General features: G+C 52.1%; 17 protein-coding genes. 8 read left to right on the forward strand and 9 right to left on the reverse strand.

Translation table 11 applies throughout. The annotated features are described in order from the left end of the window. Positions 1–50 precede the first annotated feature (50 nt). Both EDM58_RS11610 and EDM58_RS11615 read right to left on the reverse strand, forming a co-directional pair. Entirely contained in the window at positions 51–887 is an 837-nt protein-coding gene (locus EDM58_RS11610; RefSeq protein WP_122913496.1) for a 1,4-dihydroxy-6-naphtoate synthase, read from the reverse strand. Then, entirely contained in the window at positions 884–1,546 is a 663-nt protein-coding gene (locus tag EDM58_RS11615; protein WP_122913497.1) for a futalosine hydrolase, read from the reverse strand. Before EDM58_RS11615 ends, EDM58_RS11610 begins: the two co-directional genes overlap by 4 nt. A gap of 168 nt (positions 1,547–1,714) precedes the next feature. Between EDM58_RS11615 and EDM58_RS11620 the strand changes: the two genes are divergently transcribed. The 3 genes from EDM58_RS11620 (at position 1,715) to eutH (ending at position 4,410) form a co-directional block, all read left to right on the forward strand. Then, positions 1,715–2,314, forward strand: coding sequence for a nitroreductase family protein (locus tag EDM58_RS11620; RefSeq protein ID WP_023556289.1), 600 nt, complete (start codon positions 1,715–1,717; stop codon positions 2,312–2,314). Positions 2,315–2,568: 254 nt separating this feature from the next. Further along, entirely contained in the window at positions 2,569–2,769 is a 201-nt protein-coding gene (locus tag EDM58_RS11625) for a cold-shock protein (protein ID WP_023556290.1), read from the forward strand. Between the two features lie 363 nt (positions 2,770–3,132). Continuing rightward, positions 3,133–4,410, forward strand: a complete 1,278-nt coding sequence (gene eutH, locus EDM58_RS11630) for an ethanolamine utilization protein EutH (protein ID WP_122913498.1) — start codon at positions 3,133–3,135, stop codon at positions 4,408–4,410. A gap of 64 nt (positions 4,411–4,474) precedes the next feature. Here the strand turns inward: eutH and EDM58_RS11635 are convergent, their stop codons facing one another. Beyond that, positions 4,475–4,942, reverse strand: coding sequence for an SRPBCC family protein (locus EDM58_RS11635; RefSeq protein ID WP_122913499.1), 468 nt, complete (start codon positions 4,940–4,942; stop codon positions 4,475–4,477). A 158-nt stretch (positions 4,943–5,100) separates the two neighbouring features. Between EDM58_RS11635 and EDM58_RS11640 the strand changes: the two genes are divergently transcribed. Continuing rightward, the gene (locus EDM58_RS11640; RefSeq protein WP_023556293.1) at positions 5,101–5,982 is read left to right on the forward strand and encodes a YitT family protein; all 882 of its coding nucleotides are present in this window, start codon (positions 5,101–5,103) and stop codon (positions 5,980–5,982) included. A 101-nt stretch (positions 5,983–6,083) separates the two neighbouring features. Here EDM58_RS11640 and EDM58_RS11645 read toward each other — a convergent pair whose 3' ends face one another. Continuing rightward, positions 6,084–6,488 (reverse strand): acyl-CoA thioesterase, encoded by a 405-nt coding sequence (locus tag EDM58_RS11645; RefSeq protein ID WP_023556294.1) that lies wholly within the window; start codon positions 6,486–6,488, stop codon positions 6,084–6,086. Positions 6,489–6,653: 165 nt separating this feature from the next. On the opposite strand from EDM58_RS11645, the gene EDM58_RS11650 reads away from it, so the two are divergent. Further along, positions 6,654–7,106: a DinB family protein gene (locus tag EDM58_RS11650; RefSeq protein WP_122913622.1), complete on the forward strand. Its 453-nt coding sequence runs from the start codon at positions 6,654–6,656 to the stop codon at positions 7,104–7,106. A 130-nt stretch (positions 7,107–7,236) separates the two neighbouring features. Continuing rightward, positions 7,237–8,127 (forward strand): DMT family transporter, encoded by an 891-nt coding sequence (locus EDM58_RS11655; protein WP_122913500.1) that lies wholly within the window; start codon positions 7,237–7,239, stop codon positions 8,125–8,127. 122 nt (positions 8,128–8,249) lie between these two features. Here EDM58_RS11655 and EDM58_RS11660 read toward each other — a convergent pair whose 3' ends face one another. The 5 genes from EDM58_RS11660 to EDM58_RS11680 all read right to left on the reverse strand — a co-directional run bounded on the left by EDM58_RS11660 (position 8,250) and on the right by EDM58_RS11680 (position 13,497). Beyond that, complete coding sequence (locus EDM58_RS11660) at positions 8,250–8,576, reverse strand: hypothetical protein (RefSeq protein WP_122913501.1); 327 nt, start codon at positions 8,574–8,576, stop codon at positions 8,250–8,252. Positions 8,577–8,720: 144 nt separating this feature from the next. Further along, positions 8,721–10,166: a sensor histidine kinase gene (locus EDM58_RS11665; RefSeq protein WP_122913502.1), complete on the reverse strand. Its 1,446-nt coding sequence runs from the start codon at positions 10,164–10,166 to the stop codon at positions 8,721–8,723. Beyond that, positions 10,166–10,861, reverse strand: a complete 696-nt coding sequence (locus EDM58_RS11670; RefSeq protein WP_122913503.1) for a response regulator transcription factor — start codon at positions 10,859–10,861, stop codon at positions 10,166–10,168. Before EDM58_RS11670 ends, EDM58_RS11665 begins: the two co-directional genes overlap by 1 nt. Positions 10,862–11,092: 231 nt before the next feature. Then, positions 11,093–12,418 (reverse strand): branched-chain amino acid transport system II carrier protein, encoded by a 1,326-nt coding sequence (gene brnQ / locus EDM58_RS11675; protein ID WP_122913504.1) that lies wholly within the window; start codon positions 12,416–12,418, stop codon positions 11,093–11,095. Positions 12,419–12,576: 158 nt separating this feature from the next. Then, on the reverse strand, positions 12,577–13,497 hold the full coding sequence (locus EDM58_RS11680) for a proline dehydrogenase family protein (RefSeq protein ID WP_122913505.1): 921 nt from the start codon (positions 13,495–13,497) through the stop codon (positions 12,577–12,579). Positions 13,498–13,787: 290 nt separating this feature from the next. Here EDM58_RS11680 and EDM58_RS11685 point away from each other — a divergent pair, with 290 nt between their 5' ends. Together EDM58_RS11685 and EDM58_RS11690 are read left to right on the forward strand one after the other, a co-directional pair. Beyond that, positions 13,788–15,386: a sigma-54 interaction domain-containing protein gene (locus EDM58_RS11685; protein WP_122913623.1), complete on the forward strand. Its 1,599-nt coding sequence runs from the start codon at positions 13,788–13,790 to the stop codon at positions 15,384–15,386. A 3-nt stretch (positions 15,387–15,389) separates the two neighbouring features. Continuing rightward, positions 15,390–16,532 carry a winged helix-turn-helix domain-containing protein gene (locus tag EDM58_RS11690; protein ID WP_122913506.1) on the forward strand — a complete coding sequence of 381 codons (1,143 nt, stop codon included), beginning with the start codon at positions 15,390–15,392 and terminating at the stop codon, positions 16,530–16,532. Positions 16,533–16,605 lie beyond the last annotated feature (73 nt).

Below are 16,605 nucleotides of genomic sequence, written 5' to 3' on the forward strand. Positions count from 1 at the left end.
GACTTTCTCGACAGCCTGAGGGGCGAATCTATCGCCCCTTTTTATCTTTCCTATTCGATTCTCAGTGCTGCCGGATCGATTCTCGGTACAAGTCCTTCGTCGGCAGCTCGTCCCAGCAAAGCCGTGATCGCCGCAAAGCCGTCTTCGCCCAGATCGCGGGTGAATTTGTTGACATACAGATCAATATGCGCTTTTGCCACTTCCGGAGACAGCTCCTGCGCGTGGCTCATCACATAGTCGGTAGAAGCGTCAGGATGAGCCCAGGCATACTCCACGGAAGCGCGTGTCCATCGGGTCAGCGCCTCGAGATCCATATGCCTGCGGGCGATGATGGCTCCGAGCGGGATCGGCAGGTTCGTATCGCTCTCCCACCAGCTTCCCAAGTCCTGCATCAGCGACAATCCATAGTTTTGATACGTGAATCTCGCTTCGTGGATGACCAGTCCTGCGTCGATCCGTCCGTCTCGCACGGCAGGCATGATCTCGTGGAACGGCATGACGACGATCTCTCCAAAGCCGCCTGGCACATGCCGCGCCGCCCACAGACGGAACAAGAGATAAGCCGTGGAGCGTTCACTTGGCACCGCCACCCGCTTGCCTGCCAATGCAGACGGGTCCTGACCGCCGCCGAGTGTCAGCACCAGCGGCCCGCAGCCTCTCCCCAACGCTCCTCCGCACGGAATCAGCGCGTAATCCTTCAAGACATAGGGCAGTGCCGCGTAGGAAATTTTCATCACTTCCGGTCCCTCGACGCGAGCTGCCAGTGTATTGGTGATGTCAATATCCGCATACATAATGTCCAGCTCCGGCGCTCCCGGGATCAACCCGTGCGCCCAGGCGTGGAAGACAAATGTGTCATTGGGACATGGTGAAAAAGCAATTTTCATGATAGTACCTCCCGTAATCCGGAGCTTGCGCGCTCCAATGCTTCCAGTGCTTCCTTGATTCGCCAAGCCGACTTGTCACGCGGTCCGATGGCGTTGGAGACAGCCCGCAATTCCATGACGGGCAAGCCGAAGTCTACGGCTGCCGTAGCGACCCCGAAGCCCTCCATCGCTTCTGCAGCCGCCTCCGGCACGCGTGCAATCAGCATCTCGGCCGTTTGCGCAGTACCTGTCACCGTCGACAGTGTCAAAATGGGGGCACAGATCGCCGAAACCCCTCTGCGCTGCACCGCCTCCGTCAAGGCGATGGCCCATTCGGCGTTCACCTCGATGCGGGCTGTGCCAAACCCCAGCTTGTCCACGCTGGCGAATCCTTCCGCCGTCTCTGCTCCCAGATCCGCGCAAATGATTTCCTTGGCAACGACGATTGATCCGATCCCTGCCCGCTGGACAAAGCCGCCGCAGATCCCTGCGCATACGACCGCATCATACGGCTTTTCTGCCAATTTGCGCGCTGTCCGTGCCGCCGCTGACATCGGACCAACTCCGCCGATGATGACTTCAAAACGGCTGTCCTCCCCCAGTCCGCGCCACACGGCATCACGCTCTGCTTCGACAGATGTGACAACCAGCACACGCTTTTCTCCTCGTGCAGCATTCATTGTGCAAACTCCCCTTCTCCCGCAAACTCCACTTACCACGTTAACGCTACTTTCGCACTCTGTAAAGTGTTTGACAACCTTTGCAATCTCCCTGACTGTCGTGCATAAATCCACGAACAAACACCCATCCTGATAGTGGAAGAAATTACGTCTAGGAGGCAGCCATTTATGGGAAGCGATTTTCTGTCAGCCGTCAAAAACCGGCGCAGCTATTACGCCATCAGCAAGGAAAGCCCGATCTCCGACCAGCAAATCCAAGAAGTGATCAACCATGCCGTACAGCACACTCCCTCCGCGTTCAATTCGCAAAGCGCCCGAGTCGTTCTCTTGTTGGGACAACAGCATGACAAGCTGTGGGACATCACCAAGGAAACCTTGCGCAAGATTGTGGATGCTGATAAATTTGGCCCCACAGAGGAAAAAATGAACTCGTTTCGCAGCGGCTACGGGACCGTCCTGTTTTATGAAGACCAAAGCGTGATCGAAAATATGCAAAACCAATTCGCACTCTACAAGGAAAATTTCCCGATCTGGTCCCAGCAATCCTCAGGCATGCTGCAATTCGTCGTCTGGACCGCGCTGGAAGATGCCGGCTTAGGGGCTTCGCTGCAGCACTACAATCCGCTGATCGATGCAGAAGTGGCCCAGACCTGGAACGTCCCGTCGACATGGAAGCTGATTGCACAGATGCCTTTTGGCAAGCCGACTGCGCAGCCGGGTGAAAAATCCTTCCAGCCGCTGGATGAGCGCGTCAAGGTTTATTCCTGATCTCTTTCCCAGTCCGCCTTTATTCATGCTCCCTCTCCATTCGAATGGGTGCTGAAGGATGAGGACTGGGATTTCCATTTTCTCTAATTGCATTTGCTTTTTGCCTGTGATATGATGATCTCAACTAAAGAGTTTGCGAGCGTTCACATATTGGTAAGGGTTTACACGTATGTTCGAACCTTTACCAATGTGTGAATTTTTATTTTCAACAAATAAAAGTTGCATATTCATTTTATCTTTTTGGAGGTACACCCATGCAAACAGGTACAGTAAAATGGTTCAACGCTGAAAAAGGTTATGGCTTCATCGCAGTTGAAGGCGGAAACGATGTATTCGTTCACTTCAGCGCAATTCAAGGCGAAGGTTTCAAATCCCTGGAAGAAGGCCAACGCGTTGAATTCAACGTGGTAGAAGGCAACCGCGGCCCACAAGCTGAGAACGTAGTAAAACTGTAAATGACAGTAAACGCCCTGCTTCGGCAGGGCTTTTTCTATATTTGTCCCTCGTCTTGGTTGTAGGAAGATTCTGAAATATTCATTGACTTTAGGAAGTCCTCCCCATATAATCACTTTATAATAAATCTTAAGCAATGGCGCTTAAGGATCATTCCAGGTCTATCTTTCGACCGCCTGTCTGACACAAGTACATACAAGTAAGCAAAGGCGCTTAGGTATCTCTCGTTTGCGAGACTCCTAAGCGCTTTCCTTGTTTACCTGACCAAAAGGGGGACGACCGAACGCAAACCATGCCATTGCAAAATCACTTGTAGTCCAGGAGCTCGATACAGGGGAAAACTTGCACAAAGGTGGGATTGGAACGTGGAGTATATTGGAAGCGTTATCATTTACATTATCATGATCTGTGCCGTCATCGGCGCTGTCGCTGCCATCCGCAACAGTGATACAGGACTCGGCAAGGAATTTATGGAGGGCATTCATTCTACTGGATATATTTTTGTTCCTGCCGCAGGAATTATGGCATCTCTTCCCTATATCTCCTGGTTTGTCGAAAAAGCGGTCTCCCCTCTTTTTCATCAGATCGGGGCTGACCCCGCTATCGCCGCCACAGCCATCCTCGCTTCTGACATGGGCGGGTATCAACTGGCCGGCATTTTGAAAAGCACCATCGAAGGCTGGGTCATGGCCATGATTGTCGGATTCATGGCGGGTGCTACCATCGTCTTTTCGATACCGATGGGCTTGGCGATGCTGGACAAACGCGATCACAAGTACATGGCCTTGGGCATCATGTCGGGTATTTTGACTGTGCCGATTGGCGCGTTTATCACGAGCGCCATTCTCGTTGCGACCCAGATGAATGTACGCACCGAGATCACCGCGAACGGCGAGTCTACCTACGCCTTCGCCATCGGAATCGGGCAAGTTTTGCTGAACCTATCTCCCATCCTGGTGTTTGTCGTTGCCATTGCATTGGGCCTTCGCTTTCTGCCTGATATGATGATTCGCGGCTTCATGATTTTCGGCAGGACGATGGATGCTGGGATCAAGCTTGTCCTCGTCTTTTCGATCGTTGAATACTTTACCGGGATTTTCACCACCATGTTCGGCGCATGGGGTTTCGACCCGATCATCGCAGACCCGCAGGATCAGTACCGCGCGCTGGAGACGGCTGGCTACATCGGTATTATGCTCGCTGGGGCCTTCCCGATGGTCTATCTCTTGCGCAAGTACGCGTCCAAACCGCTCGAAGCCGTAGGCATGCGCTTGGGCTTGAGTCCCACGGGCAGCGCCGGGCTGCTGGCAACCATCGCCAATATTTTAGCCATGTTCCGTCTGGTGCGCTTCATGCCGCCAAAGGACAAGGTAATCAACATTTCGTTTGGCGTCTGTGCTGCGTTTTTGCTCGGCGATCACCTCTCCTTTTCCGCGAACTTCCAGCCCAATATTATTCTGCCCGTCATCGTCGGCAAATTTGGCGCTGGAGCGATTGCCATCGCGCTCGCCTACTGGCTTTCCGTCCCCAAAGCACTTGAGCTGGAGAAGCAGGACCGCGCTGCCGGAATCATCGGACCGGACGAATATTTGGATGAGAAGCAGGCTGCAGGCGATTCCGAGGTTGCCGCCACCAAAGAATAGACAACATAAAAAAAGAGCTGTCCTCACTTCAAAGGGACGGCTCTTCATTTTGTAATGGATGATGCTAAGGAGCGCAGCAAAGCTCTCCTTTTCCCGATTCCAGTTCCTTTTTCAGGCTAGAGAGTACCTGAGACCAGGCCATCTGATGCCATGCCTTCGCTTTTTCCCACTCTTCCGTCTCGCCCCATCCAAAATGCTCCACCAAGACATGGGTGCCTTCTCCTTTTACCGAGAGCGTGACAAGGACATAGGTGAGTTCTCCTTCATGATTCATTACAGATGCGAAATCATCTGGCCCCTTCCAGGTAAAGCCCAGACGCTCCTGCGGCTCCCAAAGTGTAATGATGCACCCCTTGGTCCCCATCTGATCATGATTGCCTGGCGTGAAAAACAATTCAAAAGCGCCGCCTAGCCGCGGTTCCAGATTCGCCTGCGGGGCAAACCATTTTGTGATGCGTTCGCTATGTGTCCAAGCCCACCACACCCACTCCCGAGGTGCCGTGATTTCGATCTCTGCCTGAAAAGAGCTCATCCTTTTCTTCCTCCTCTGACTATTCTGTCAGTACGAACATACCAATCCTGATATTCCCAGTCAATATGCTAGCCCGCACTTTCGGTTACGTTCCTGCACTAAATTTCCACCATGAAATGGTATAATGGGAAGTAGTTCAAATATTAAGGAGGTTACGAATGGACCAAGCAACATCCAAAACCAGTCATCAAAAGCTGCCTATTTCAAAACTATTGAGAAGAGCTCTTTTTATCCTGATCGGGGCTACACTGGTGTCGGTCGGGCTGGAAATTTTTTTGGTTCCAAATCAGATTATTGACGGTGGAATTGTGGGAATCTCGATTATCGCCTCGCATTTAACAGGAATCAAGCTGGGCGTATTTTTATTTGTACTGAATCTCCCCTTTTTGCTGATCGGCTATAAGCACATGGGCAAAACCTTTGCCATCTCCACACTTTTTGGCGTCACGGTCATGTCTATTGGAACCTCTCTGCTTCATCCCGTATCCAGCTTGACCGATGATCCACTCCTCGCTGCTGTATTTGGCGGAATCATCCTGGGTATCGGTGTCGGGCTCGTCCTGCGCTACGGAGGTTCACTTGACGGTACAGAGATCGTCGCTGTCCTGATGAACAAAAAGTCCCCCTTCTCCGTCGGGGAAATCGTGATGTTCATGAATCTGTTTATCCTGAGCAGCGCCGGCTTCGTCTTTGGCTGGAATCACGCGATGTACTCGCTGATCGCCTACTACATTGCGTTCAAGATGATCGACCTGACCATTGATGGCTTTCAGGAATCCAAATCCGTCTGGATCATCAGCGACAACTACAAAGAGATCGGCGATGCCATCTCTGCACGCTTGGGTCGCGGAATCACCTATCTGAAGGGCGAAGGCGGATACTCCGGCGATGACAAAAAAGTCGTGTTTTGCGTCATCACTCGTCTGGAGGAAGCAAAGCTGAAGCTGATTGTAGAAGAGCTGGACCCTTCTGCTTTCCTGGCTGTCGGCAATATTCACGATGTGCGCGGCGGACAGTTTAAAAAGAGCGCCATCCACTAAACGGATCGCGCGACAGGAAAGGCAATTGTATAGCCGAAGCGTTTATTCTTGCTGTATCGGGAAGCAATTGCGGATCGTTTTCCGATACAGTCAGAATAATGTCAAGCTAGACTCGCCTTCAAAGCGGCGGTCATTTCCGGGGGAAGTGGAATGGAGCTTCTAGTCTGTGCATCGATCATCACCATCGTGATATCGGCGTCTGATACCAGCTCTTCCTTTTGATTGTATAGTTCATGCCGGATGACGAAGCTTTTCGTTCCTTGCTTGAGAACGGTCGTACGCACCTGCACTTCTTCCAGCAGCCGCAGCTCTTTTCGATAATTGATGTTGATATTCACCACAACCGGCATGACCCCACGCCGCTTCATCTCATCGAAAGTAAAGCCCAGCTTCCAGATCCAGTCGAACCTCGCCCACTCCATGTACTCCAGGTATTTGGCATTATTGACATGCCCGATCACATCAATATCCGTGGAACGGACCGTCAAGTCGAATGTATGTACCATCTCCATCCCTCCTCGTCTTTCTCCCTAGTATACCGTGTAACCACGACTGAGTGAATGCTCATTCGCAATATTCGCACTTCTGAGACTGCCTATTTTGCCAATTTTCCGTATAATAGGAGATAGAACCGCATTTTGAATGGAAGAAAGCAGAAAGAAGGGATCATAATGTTCGAGCAAATGCTGCTGCCCGGTTTTCAGACAGCCCGTTCCCGCTATATGGACACGATGAGTGGCCTGGAGGAAAATCAGCTTTCCTGGAAATTGGCCCCTGGCTCCAACTCCATCGGTTTTCTTATCCGACACATGGCAGAGGTGGAGTACCGCTTCAGCCAGATGTTCTTCCAAACCTCTCTCCCTGATGACGTAACCCTTGCCACCATCGGTCCGGTCAAGGATGAGGGCATCTACACAGAGCTTGAAGCATTGCTCAGCTTTCGGGATCAAGCCTTCCAGCACCTGATGCATGCGCTCCAATCCCTTCCGGAAAAGGATTGGGACATTCCTTGTGAAGCGCCGATCGGCAAGCTGACCCCGCGTGAAGCGTTGGGACGCTTGACTTATCATATGGGATACCACACCGGACAGATCGGACTGATTCGCAAATACGCAGGGAGGTGAACACAATGTGCGCTCCACGCTTTGAATGTGATGTGCCCGCTCTCGCCTAGCCGGTGAGGGAGCGTTGGCATAACGATCCCCCCGGCTGTGAAATCGCCTGGTCAATCGATTTCCGGGAGGGGTCTTACCTATGAAGAATGTACATTGGAAAAAGCAGTTGTTTGGCGCAATCTGTCTCACTCTCGCAGCGGCGATCTGGGGCGGTGTCTACGTCGTAAGCAAAGTCGTCCTGGATGTCATCCCGCCTTTTACTCTGCTGATCATTCGCTTCGGCATTGCCTTGATCGTACTGGGCGCTTTTGTCGTCGCTCGCAGGGAATACATCGCCAAAAAGGATGCTCCGCTGCTGATGGCCATCGCGTTTGTCGGCGTGACAATCTCCATCGCCGCGCAGTTTCTAGGGACCAAGCTGTCATCGGCCCATATGGGGGCGTTGATTACCTCTGCTTCCCCTGCCTTCATCGCCCTTTTTGCCATCTGGATCCTGAAGGAGCGGATCAAATGGCAGCAGACGGCTGGCATCCTGCTGGCTACAGTCGGGGTGATGATCGTCATCGGCGTCCCGAGTGAAGCGGATACGCATACGTCCTGGATCGGCAATCTGATCCTGCTCGTCGCAGCGCTGAGCTGGGGTCTGTATACGGTGCTGAGCAAAAAGGCGACACAGAAATACTCTTCACTCACTGTCACGACCTATGCCGCCTTTTTTGGCCTGATTTTTTCCTGGCCGCTGTCTGTCTGGGAGCTGGCCGTCACTCCGGTATCCTGGGAGTGGAGCTGGCAAATCTGGATGGGAGTGCTGTATATCGGCATCATCTCGACTGCCGGAGCCTTTTATCTGTGGAACAAAGGGTTCGAATGGATGCGAGCGGGGAGCGGAGCCGGATTTTTCTTTGTCCAGCCCATCGTCGGAGCTTTTCTGGGGTGGCTGCTGCTAGGTGAACATCTCGGTGCGGGATTTTTCGCCGGAGCATGCTTCATTTTTCTTGGGGTCTTGCTGTCCAATCTGCGAACTTCGTAAGAAAAAAAAAGATGGGTTGCCCTACGCTTACAATAGGGCAACCCTTATCTATGTGAACCCGGGAGGGAAGTAGAGGAGTACAAACGTTCAACTCGACTACACCGTAATGGACGTATTACGGATTAGTTAGAAGCAGGTTGTTCAGCGGAATCTGCTGCAGGTGCATCGCTGGATGCTGGTGCATCAGCAGAGTCTGTAGCAGGTGCGTCAGCTGCAGGTGCATCAGCTGCAGGTGCTTCTGTAGGAGCATCTGCGGATGCAGGAGCATCAGTAGAAGCGTCTGTGGATGCAGGTGCTTCAGTAGAAGCTGGTGCATCAGAAGGAGTGGATTCGGTAGTACCTTGTTCTTGTTGAGTTGCTGGCTCTGGAGTTTCTCCGCTGGAGCAAGCTACCAAGCTACCGGACAACAACAGTGCAACCGCTGCGAGTGAAAACCATTTTTTATTCATCTTTATTTACCCCTTTCAATCTTTAGCATAGTGACCGTCTCACCGTCACAACTACAGAGTAAAGGGTAAAGGTAATCAATCTGTGTGCGAAATTGGAAAAAAACATGATCAAAATATGAAAAAATGATGACCTTCCCCAATGGGTCAGGTCATCGGCCGGTAAAACGCGACGGTCGGAAGCCATACGGTAAAGGTGCTTCCCTCGCCTGGAACGCTTTCTACACTGCATTTTCCGTCATGCAGCTCAACCAGTTCCTTGACGATTGCCAGTCCCAGCCCTGTACCCTTGTTCTTTTTGGAACGGCCGCGATCCACTTTGAAAAACCGCTCCCAGATCCGGTTCAGATCATCAGCTGATATTCCGACCCCGGTATCTGTCACACGAATCCGCACATACTGCTCCTCAGCGGTCGCCGACAGGCGGATCTCACCTTCCTCGGTGAACTTCAACGCGTTTTTGACCAGATTTTTGATAATCTGCGCCACCCGATCCCGATCCGCATAGATTTTCGGCAATTCATCCGGCACGTCGACCTCCAGACGTATTCCCTTCTCTTCCGCCTCTGGATGGAACGAAAACGCGATCTTGCCCAACAGCTCCTTGACATCCACAGGGAACTTGGCAAGCGTAACTTCATTGTTCTCCAGCTTCATCAAATCCATCAAATCATCGACCAGGCGATTGATCTGCATGGTCTCGGAATACATCACCGCATAATATTTCTGGCGTGCTTCCTCCTCTTCTACCAAACCGTCCTGCAAGGCTTCCAAAAAGCCCTGCACGGCAGTCAAAGGCGTACGCAGCTCATGCGATACATTGGCGAGAAAATCATTTCGCACCTGCTCCAGATGATGGCGCTCCTGCTCCACCTTCTCCAGCTTTTCAGCCATGGTATTGATCGTCTGCGCCAAATCATTGATCTCATCCGAGGTGTGGACTTGCACCCGCTCCGCATAGTTGCCCCGCCCGATCTCGGCAGCAGTCCTTTCAATCGTCCGCAGGGGCCGGGAAATCGACCAGGAGAGATAGGAGACCATCGCTGTCGACAGCAATACCCCGAATAGCGTCGCCCACAGAATCGTCTCGCGCATCTGGGCGAAGGTGCGCTCGATTCCTTCCAACGGGGCGTGCAAAATGATGCCGCCGTAGATCTTCTCCCCTTCTCCCCAAGGGACAGAGACCGAGAGCATCGGATCGTCCAATCCTTCGATCTGCAGCTCTGTTACGGCATTTTTCCCATGCAGCACATTATCTGCGATGGAGACCGCAACGGACTTGCCTGTGAACACTTCATCCTTCATCGACGTGGCGACAATCTTTCCTTCCTGGTTGAACAGCCAGATGCGCGTGTCGTAGGTCTTGTCCTTTTCCTCCAGAATATCCAACAGCTTTTTGTCCACACGGGGGCGCTCCAGAATTGCAGCATTTACATTTTTCGCCATACGCAGCAATTCTTCTTTTTTGGCGTCATAGAAGTATTCTCGCGCTGACATAGAGATCATGATTCCAGATACGCCCAATCCGAGCAGGACCGTGGCGAGAAAACTAAACAACAAACGGCGGAAAATACTTTTCGACATCCCCAGCATCAATCTTCCACCCCGAATTTATAGCCAATTCCCCAGACCGTGTGGATGCACTCATACGGGAGCTTCTCCAGACGCTGGCGTATTTTCTTAATATGCACGTCAATGGTGCGAACATCGCCAAAATAGTCAAAACCCCACACCTGTTCGAGCAATTGCTCTCGTGAAAGGACGCTTCCTGGCGATTTCGCAAGCTGGACGAGCAGATCAAATTCCTTGGGGCGGAAGTTGATCTTCTCCCCTGCCGCGATGACTTCGCGCTTGTCTATATCAATCGTCAATTGGTCAAACGACATCACTGTCGCAGCATCTTCCTCCACTTTTGCTTTTGGCTGCATGCGCCGCAATATGGCACGAATCCGGGCGACCAGCTCGCGCGGACTAAACGGCTTCGTCACATAGTCGTCCGCCCCCAGCTCCAGCCCCAGGACCCGGTCGAATTCTTCATCTTTTGCTGTCAGCATGATAATGGGAGTATCCCACTTTTTGCGAATCTCCCGACAGGTGTCAAAGCCGTCCATCTCCGGCATCATCACATCCAGTACAATCACGTCCGGATTTTCGACCTCCATCATCTCGATCCCCTGCTTGCCGTTGTGGGCAACGACAAGGTCAATCTGTTGCTTGGTGAAGTACAAGCGGATGATCTCACACACATTTGGATCGTCATCGATGACCAGTACCTTGGTTTGGCTCACTGTCCACAACCTCCTTTTCCAAAAAACCAGGCTCGCAGCCCAGTTCTTATGCAGTCTCTCGTGATAGCCATCGTTTTTTTAGCGACTTTGTCCAGAGGTTCTAACTTTTCTATGTTAACATAGATGGCCGTTCTTGTGGACGGGAAGAAGTCCTGAAGATTACGCTCTACGGAAAAAGAAAAACAAAGCAAAGGCTGAATAAACCAACCTTTGCTTTGTCGACATTTCCATCTATTTCACATGTGGAACCTCTCGGATGGCCCCCCAGATCCAACCAAGTACTGCACCTGCAACGGCAGGGACGATCCAGCCCACTCCCTGATCGAAAAGCGGCAAGTTCTTGTAGACCGAGGTAATGCCCTCTACCGGCAAGCCCAGCATCGACGCGCCCTCCACCAGACTGATCAGAGCTGTAAAGAAAATGGCGCCGATATAGACGGACCTGTAGCCGCGGAATGCCTTGTCCAAAAACGATACCAGCATCAGCACAATCGCGATCGGATAGATGGCCATCAAGACAGGTACGGAATAGGTAATCAATTGGGTCAAGCCTACGTTGGCTACGGCTGCACTGAACAGACTGAGGATCAGGATCATGGTGCGGTAGGAGATGCCTGGAATTTGGCTGGAGAAAAAACGTCCGCATGCCGTCACCAAGCCGACCGATGTCGTCAGGCAGGCCAGCATCACAGCCAAGCCGAGGACGACCGTTCCGCCGCCGCCGAACAAATGATGTACGACGCCAGTCAGGATTTGCCCGCCATTTTCAGATTGACCGAGCCCGATGCTCGTCGCACCCATATATCCCAGTGCCAGATAGACCAATCCCAAACCAATCGCCGCAATGATCGCAGCCTTGATCGTAGAAATCGTAATTTTTCGCGGATTTGTAACTCCGCTCTCCTGTACCGCCACCGTAACGACGATCCCGAAGACCATCGCTGCCAGAGCATCCAGCGTCAGATATCCTTCCAGAAATCCTTTCACAAACGGCGAGGATTCCAGATAGGCTCCGGTCGGTTGCCCGATCTCTCCCACGGGTTTAACCAGCGATCCGATAAACATGAACGCAATGATCACAAGCAGGGCTGGCGTAAGAATTTTTCCGATCCGATCAACCAGCTTGGACGGATTCAGGGAAAGCCAGAAGGTGATTGCAAAATAAATCACGGTTGTCAGCAGCAGGGGAACCCAGCTTGCTTTTGCGCTCTCGGACAAAAACGGCAGGACGCCCATCTCATAGGTTACCGTCGCCGTACGGGGGATAGCCAAAAACGGTCCAATCGCCAGGTAGACGATAAAGGTAAAAATGATGGCAAATACCGGATGCACTCTACCGGCCAGCGTCTGCAGATTCCCGCCGCCAAGACCGACTGCGATCACGCCCAGCAAAGGAAGCCCTACACCCGTAATAATAAAACCGATGATAGCAATCCAAAAGCTTGTACCGGAAGCCTGTCCCAACGCAGGCGGAAAAATCATATTGCCGGCTCCAAAAAATAGAGCGAATAACATCAAACCTACAGTAAGGGTTTCTCTCTTCGTCAGTTCTCTCATGATGTCTCCTTAATTTTTTAACAAATTAAATTTTTTATAGTATAACTAAATTTCAATACTACATTCAACCTTCGATTCTTGGAAAGGGATATTCCACCTGTATATTGTTAACACAAAAGACCCCCGGAAAACAATTCCGAGGGTGTAGATTTCTGTTTTTACTTTGTGAACATGCCTTTCAGCACGAATTTCACGTTGGCAGGACTTTCAGCCAAGCGGCGCATGAAATAGCCGTACCAGTCATTGCCGTAGGGCACATATACACGCATCTTGTAGCCCTCATTCGCCAGGTCAATCTGAGATTGCGTGCGGATTCCGTACAGCATCTGGAATTCAAATTGCGTCCGTGGAATGTCGTGCTCTACCGCCAGTTTTTTTACATAGTCGATAATCGCATCATCATGAGTGGCGACAGCCGCATACCCGCCACCCAGCAAATGCTGCTTGATGATTTTCTTGTAGTTTTCGTCTACATCCGGCTTGTTCGGATAGGCCACCTCGGGGGACTCTTTGTACGCCCCTTTTACCAGCCGGAAGTTGACCTTTTTCTCCTTCAATTTCTCGATGTCATCCGCTGCCTTGTACAAGTAAGCCTGAATGACGGTCCCCACGTTGTCATACTCAGCCAGCAGCTCCTCCAGAATCTCCATCGTGACCTGGTTGTGGGCGTAATCCTCCATGTCGATCCGCACGAAGATGTTGCCGAATTTTTTGGCAGCATCCAGGATTCGGCGCATATTGTTCATACACAGCTCACGGCTGATGTCCAAGCCCAGAGAAGTCATCTTCAGCGAGAGGTTGCAGTCGACCCCTGACTGATGGATCGCCTCCAGCGTCTTGATGCAGTAATCCGCTGATACATTCGCCTCTTCCACACTGAAGACAAATTCACCCAGATGATCCAGTGTGCAGACGAGACCCTTGGCGTTCAGCTGCCGGACCGCCTGAATCGCTTCGTTGATCGTCTCCCCCGACACAAAGCGGCTTGCGCCAAAACGCAGACCCCATTTTTTCGCTGCCGCATTCAAGGTTTTATTTTTGGATAAATACAGAAAAAAGTTCTTCATCGCTTGCTCCATTTCGGATGTCTCCCCTTCAACACGGTACTCTGTTTCTTAACACAAGCATGAATTATGCCAATTCTTCCGCGCTGTTGTTCCGCGCTGCCATCTGAATAAGCCAAGCGCCTTGTAGACACATATGTACATACCTTGTCTAATCCTGTACACTTATGATTAAACCCTATCTACTGTATATTCATGTTCACATAGGAAGTGATCATTTGAAACCTTTGTTCTCGTTAGATCTTGCTGTCAAATCGCTGGTCTCCCCCCTCGATCCTGCTGCCATCAGCTTACGTCCGGGACAAATGGAAGGTGTATGGCACAACGGACAGGAGCAGATCCCTGTCGCCCTCTTCAAGGAAACTGGCAAGCTGAAGGAGCTATTGCCGCAGTGGATCGGTTCGAAAAATGAGGGAAGCCTGCGCCCTATCGTCACCGTTGATGCAAACAACCAGCCCACAGGCATGATACAGCCGCGCCAGCTTCTCGCTGCCTTTTTGACGATCGCGCAAAATCAGTCCGCCTTGCTCGAAACCCTGCTGGACAGCATGAGCGAAGCCATTACTGTCGTAGATATTGAAAATATCGTGCGGTTTTGGAATCGCTCTGCCGAAACCATCTACGAAATCGATCATGAGCAGGTGGTTGGAACCTCCCTGGCCGACCATTTTTCCAGCGAGTCGATTCGTCTGCTGGACGCGCTGCATCACGGCACAACTGTCGAGCGGGTCTATCACATCCCGCGCCCTGACAGGCATGTATTGATCAACGCTGCTCCGATCCGGCAAAACGGCGCCATCATCGGGGCCATCTCCATCGAGCAGGATATTACCGAAATGGTCCGCTTGAACGAAGAATTGACGCACACGACTGAGCATCTGCACAGCTTGCAGCAGGAGATGAGCCGGGTACAGCGAGGGGATGATCCTTTCTTTTCCATTAAAGGGCATTCGGCTTCGATACAGGCCGCGATCCACTCCGCAAAAAAAGTCGCCCAGACAGACGCTACCGTCCTGATCTACGGAGAGAGCGGCGTCGGCAAAGAGCTGTTTGCCAAAGCGATCCACCAAGCCAGCCGGCGTCGGGAAAAGCCCTTTATCGCCATCAACTGCGGGGCGATACCAGCCGCTTTGTTTGAGAGCGAATTGTTCGGGTACCACAGCGGCGCATTTACCGGCGCAGAGAAAAAAGGCAAGCCGGGAAAGCTGGAACTGGCCCATGAGGGGACGCTGTTTCTCGATGAGATCGGGGAATTGCCGCTGGAATTGCAGGTGAAGCTGCTGCGCGCCCTGCAGGAAAAGCAATTTTATCGTGTCGGGGGAACAGAGCCGATCACAGTCAACACCCGCATTATCGCAGCGACCAATCGGAATTTGGAGAAAATGATGGCAGAGGGGCAATTTAGAGAGGATTTATTTTATCGATTGAATGTATTTTCTTTGGATATTCCGCCCCTGCGAGAACGTCGCGAGGATCTGCCCGAGCTGGTTCAGCTTTTCTTGCAGGAATACTCGATCGCACAGGAGCAGCCCGTGCCGCGCATCTCCTCAGAGGTGATGCAGGCCCTGATCGACTACCATTGGCCGGGCAATATCCGCCAGGTGCGCAATGTCATCGAACGCCTCTCCATCTTGCAGGAAAATGGGGTTATTCTTCCGGATCATCTGCCGTCGGCCATTCGGCTCGTGTCCCACTCTTCCGGTCCGACACAGGCGCAGCCGGACTTTTCTCTGCCCGCTCCTGCTGCATACCGTTTTACATCTGCCGATCACGAACGCGAGCGAATCCAGGCAGCGCTGGTGCGTACCTACGGCAATAAAAAAGCAGCGGCGGATCTGCTGGGGATCTCTCGCGGCACGTTGTACAACAAGCTTCGAAAATACAAGCTGGACGGGGAGAGCTGATCCATGGAGCACATCGAATGGCTCGAGGATACCTGTCAAGTGCGCTACGCCGGCCAGACGATTGCCTTATTGCCCAAAGAATATGCTCTTCTTCGGCATCTATACACCTGGAAAAACCGCACCTTTACCCGGGAGCAGCTGCTCGACAGCGTATGGGCAATGGAGACACCTACCGATCGGACTGTCGATGATCATATTTACCGCCTGCGCCGCAAGCTGGCCAAATGGTCGCATCTCTTCACCATCGAAACGGTTCGCGGTGTCGGCTATCGCTTGAACGGCAAGACGCTGTACGCTCCACACCCCCAGGCTTTGAACCAGAGCTTCGCGGATCATGTGCGGGGCATGCTGGAAACCTATCACGGGATGGGCATGGGAGCAGCCATGCATACTCTTGCCTCCCACCAGGACGTTCTGGGCATTCGACTCGATCCGTACTACGAGGTCTACCTGCCGTTCATACGCGGCGATTTTTTCTGGTTTCTGCACGATCAGGCTTTTCCCATGCCCGAGAAATGCTTCTATCTCATTCATATTTACTACATGATTGAGACAGACGTCGCATCGAGTGCAGCCTTGTTTGCAAGTATCCAGCCCTATATGAGCCAGATACGTGCCATCTACCGCGACGAGCTGCGAATCGCCGCCATCGGGATCTACACGCAGACCGGGGATTTCGAGCGTGCCAGGGCAGCACTCCAGGAAGCGCGCAAGATAGTGGAACCGCTGCAATCCACCGGCTTTACCCTGTACTTGCACGCCCAGGAAGCCTTGCTCGACCTGATGACAGATAGACTGGACGCGGCTGAAGCTATCACGGATCAGGCATTGGAAATCCTGAAGTCCATCCCGATGCAGCGCGAATTGGGCACCTTTACGCTTCTGCGCGGTTTTTGCCAGTATCGCCGTCAGCAAAAGGCAGCTGCACGGATCGCCGTCGATCAAGCCATCGAAGTGACGAGGTCGACCCAGTTCATCCCCCATCTGATTCATGCGGTGCGCAAACTGCTGTTTTTTTATCGTCACTTCGGCTGCGATCCCGAGTGGGAACGCAAATACGAAGGAGTTTGGAGGGAGCTCTCCGAGGAATATCACTTTGCTTCCCTGAGAAAAGAGATTCACGCACAACTGTCAAAACTGCGGTAAGCAATAGACTGTCGTTTGCCATCGCCAGAAGTGTATAAAAAGAAAAAACTCCCTGCTGCATCCTTGGGAAAGG

It is taken from the genome of Brevibacillus panacihumi (assembly GCF_003710985.1).
Classification (GTDB): Bacteria; Bacillota; Bacilli; order Brevibacillales; family Brevibacillaceae; genus Brevibacillus; species Brevibacillus panacihumi.

What these genes read in the sequence shown, in the direction of transcription:
- EDM58_RS11610 (WP_122913496.1), bottom strand. Translation starts at nt 887, where the DNA reads ATGAAAATTGCTTTTTCACCATGTCCCAATGACACATTTGTCTTCCAC.
- EDM58_RS11615 (WP_122913497.1), bottom strand. Translation starts at nt 1,546, where the DNA reads ATGAATGCTGCACGAGGAGAAAAGCGTGTGCTGGTTGTCACATCTGTC.
- EDM58_RS11620 (WP_023556289.1), top strand. Translation starts at nt 1,715, where the DNA reads ATGGGAAGCGATTTTCTGTCAGCCGTCAAAAACCGGCGCAGCTATTAC.
- EDM58_RS11625 (WP_023556290.1), top strand. Translation starts at nt 2,569, where the DNA reads ATGCAAACAGGTACAGTAAAATGGTTCAACGCTGAAAAAGGTTATGGC.
- EDM58_RS11635 (WP_122913499.1), bottom strand. Translation starts at nt 4,942, where the DNA reads ATGAGCTCTTTTCAGGCAGAGATCGAAATCACGGCACCTCGGGAGTGG.
- EDM58_RS11640 (WP_023556293.1), top strand. Translation starts at nt 5,101, where the DNA reads ATGGACCAAGCAACATCCAAAACCAGTCATCAAAAGCTGCCTATTTCA.
- EDM58_RS11645 (WP_023556294.1), bottom strand. Translation starts at nt 6,488, where the DNA reads ATGGTACATACATTCGACTTGACGGTCCGTTCCACGGATATTGATGTG.
- EDM58_RS11650 (WP_122913622.1), top strand. Translation starts at nt 6,654, where the DNA reads ATGTTCGAGCAAATGCTGCTGCCCGGTTTTCAGACAGCCCGTTCCCGC.
- EDM58_RS11655 (WP_122913500.1), top strand. Translation starts at nt 7,237, where the DNA reads ATGAAGAATGTACATTGGAAAAAGCAGTTGTTTGGCGCAATCTGTCTC.
- EDM58_RS11660 (WP_122913501.1), bottom strand. Translation starts at nt 8,576, where the DNA reads ATGAATAAAAAATGGTTTTCACTCGCAGCGGTTGCACTGTTGTTGTCC.
- EDM58_RS11665 (WP_122913502.1), bottom strand. Translation starts at nt 10,166, where the DNA reads ATGCTGGGGATGTCGAAAAGTATTTTCCGCCGTTTGTTGTTTAGTTTT.
- brnQ (WP_122913504.1), bottom strand. Translation starts at nt 12,418, where the DNA reads ATGAGAGAACTGACGAAGAGAGAAACCCTTACTGTAGGTTTGATGTTA.
- EDM58_RS11680 (WP_122913505.1), bottom strand. Translation starts at nt 13,497, where the DNA reads ATGGAGCAAGCGATGAAGAACTTTTTTCTGTATTTATCCAAAAATAAA.
- EDM58_RS11685 (WP_122913623.1), top strand. Translation starts at nt 13,788, where the DNA reads ATGGAAGGTGTATGGCACAACGGACAGGAGCAGATCCCTGTCGCCCTC.
- EDM58_RS11690 (WP_122913506.1), top strand. Translation starts at nt 15,390, where the DNA reads ATGGAGCACATCGAATGGCTCGAGGATACCTGTCAAGTGCGCTACGCC.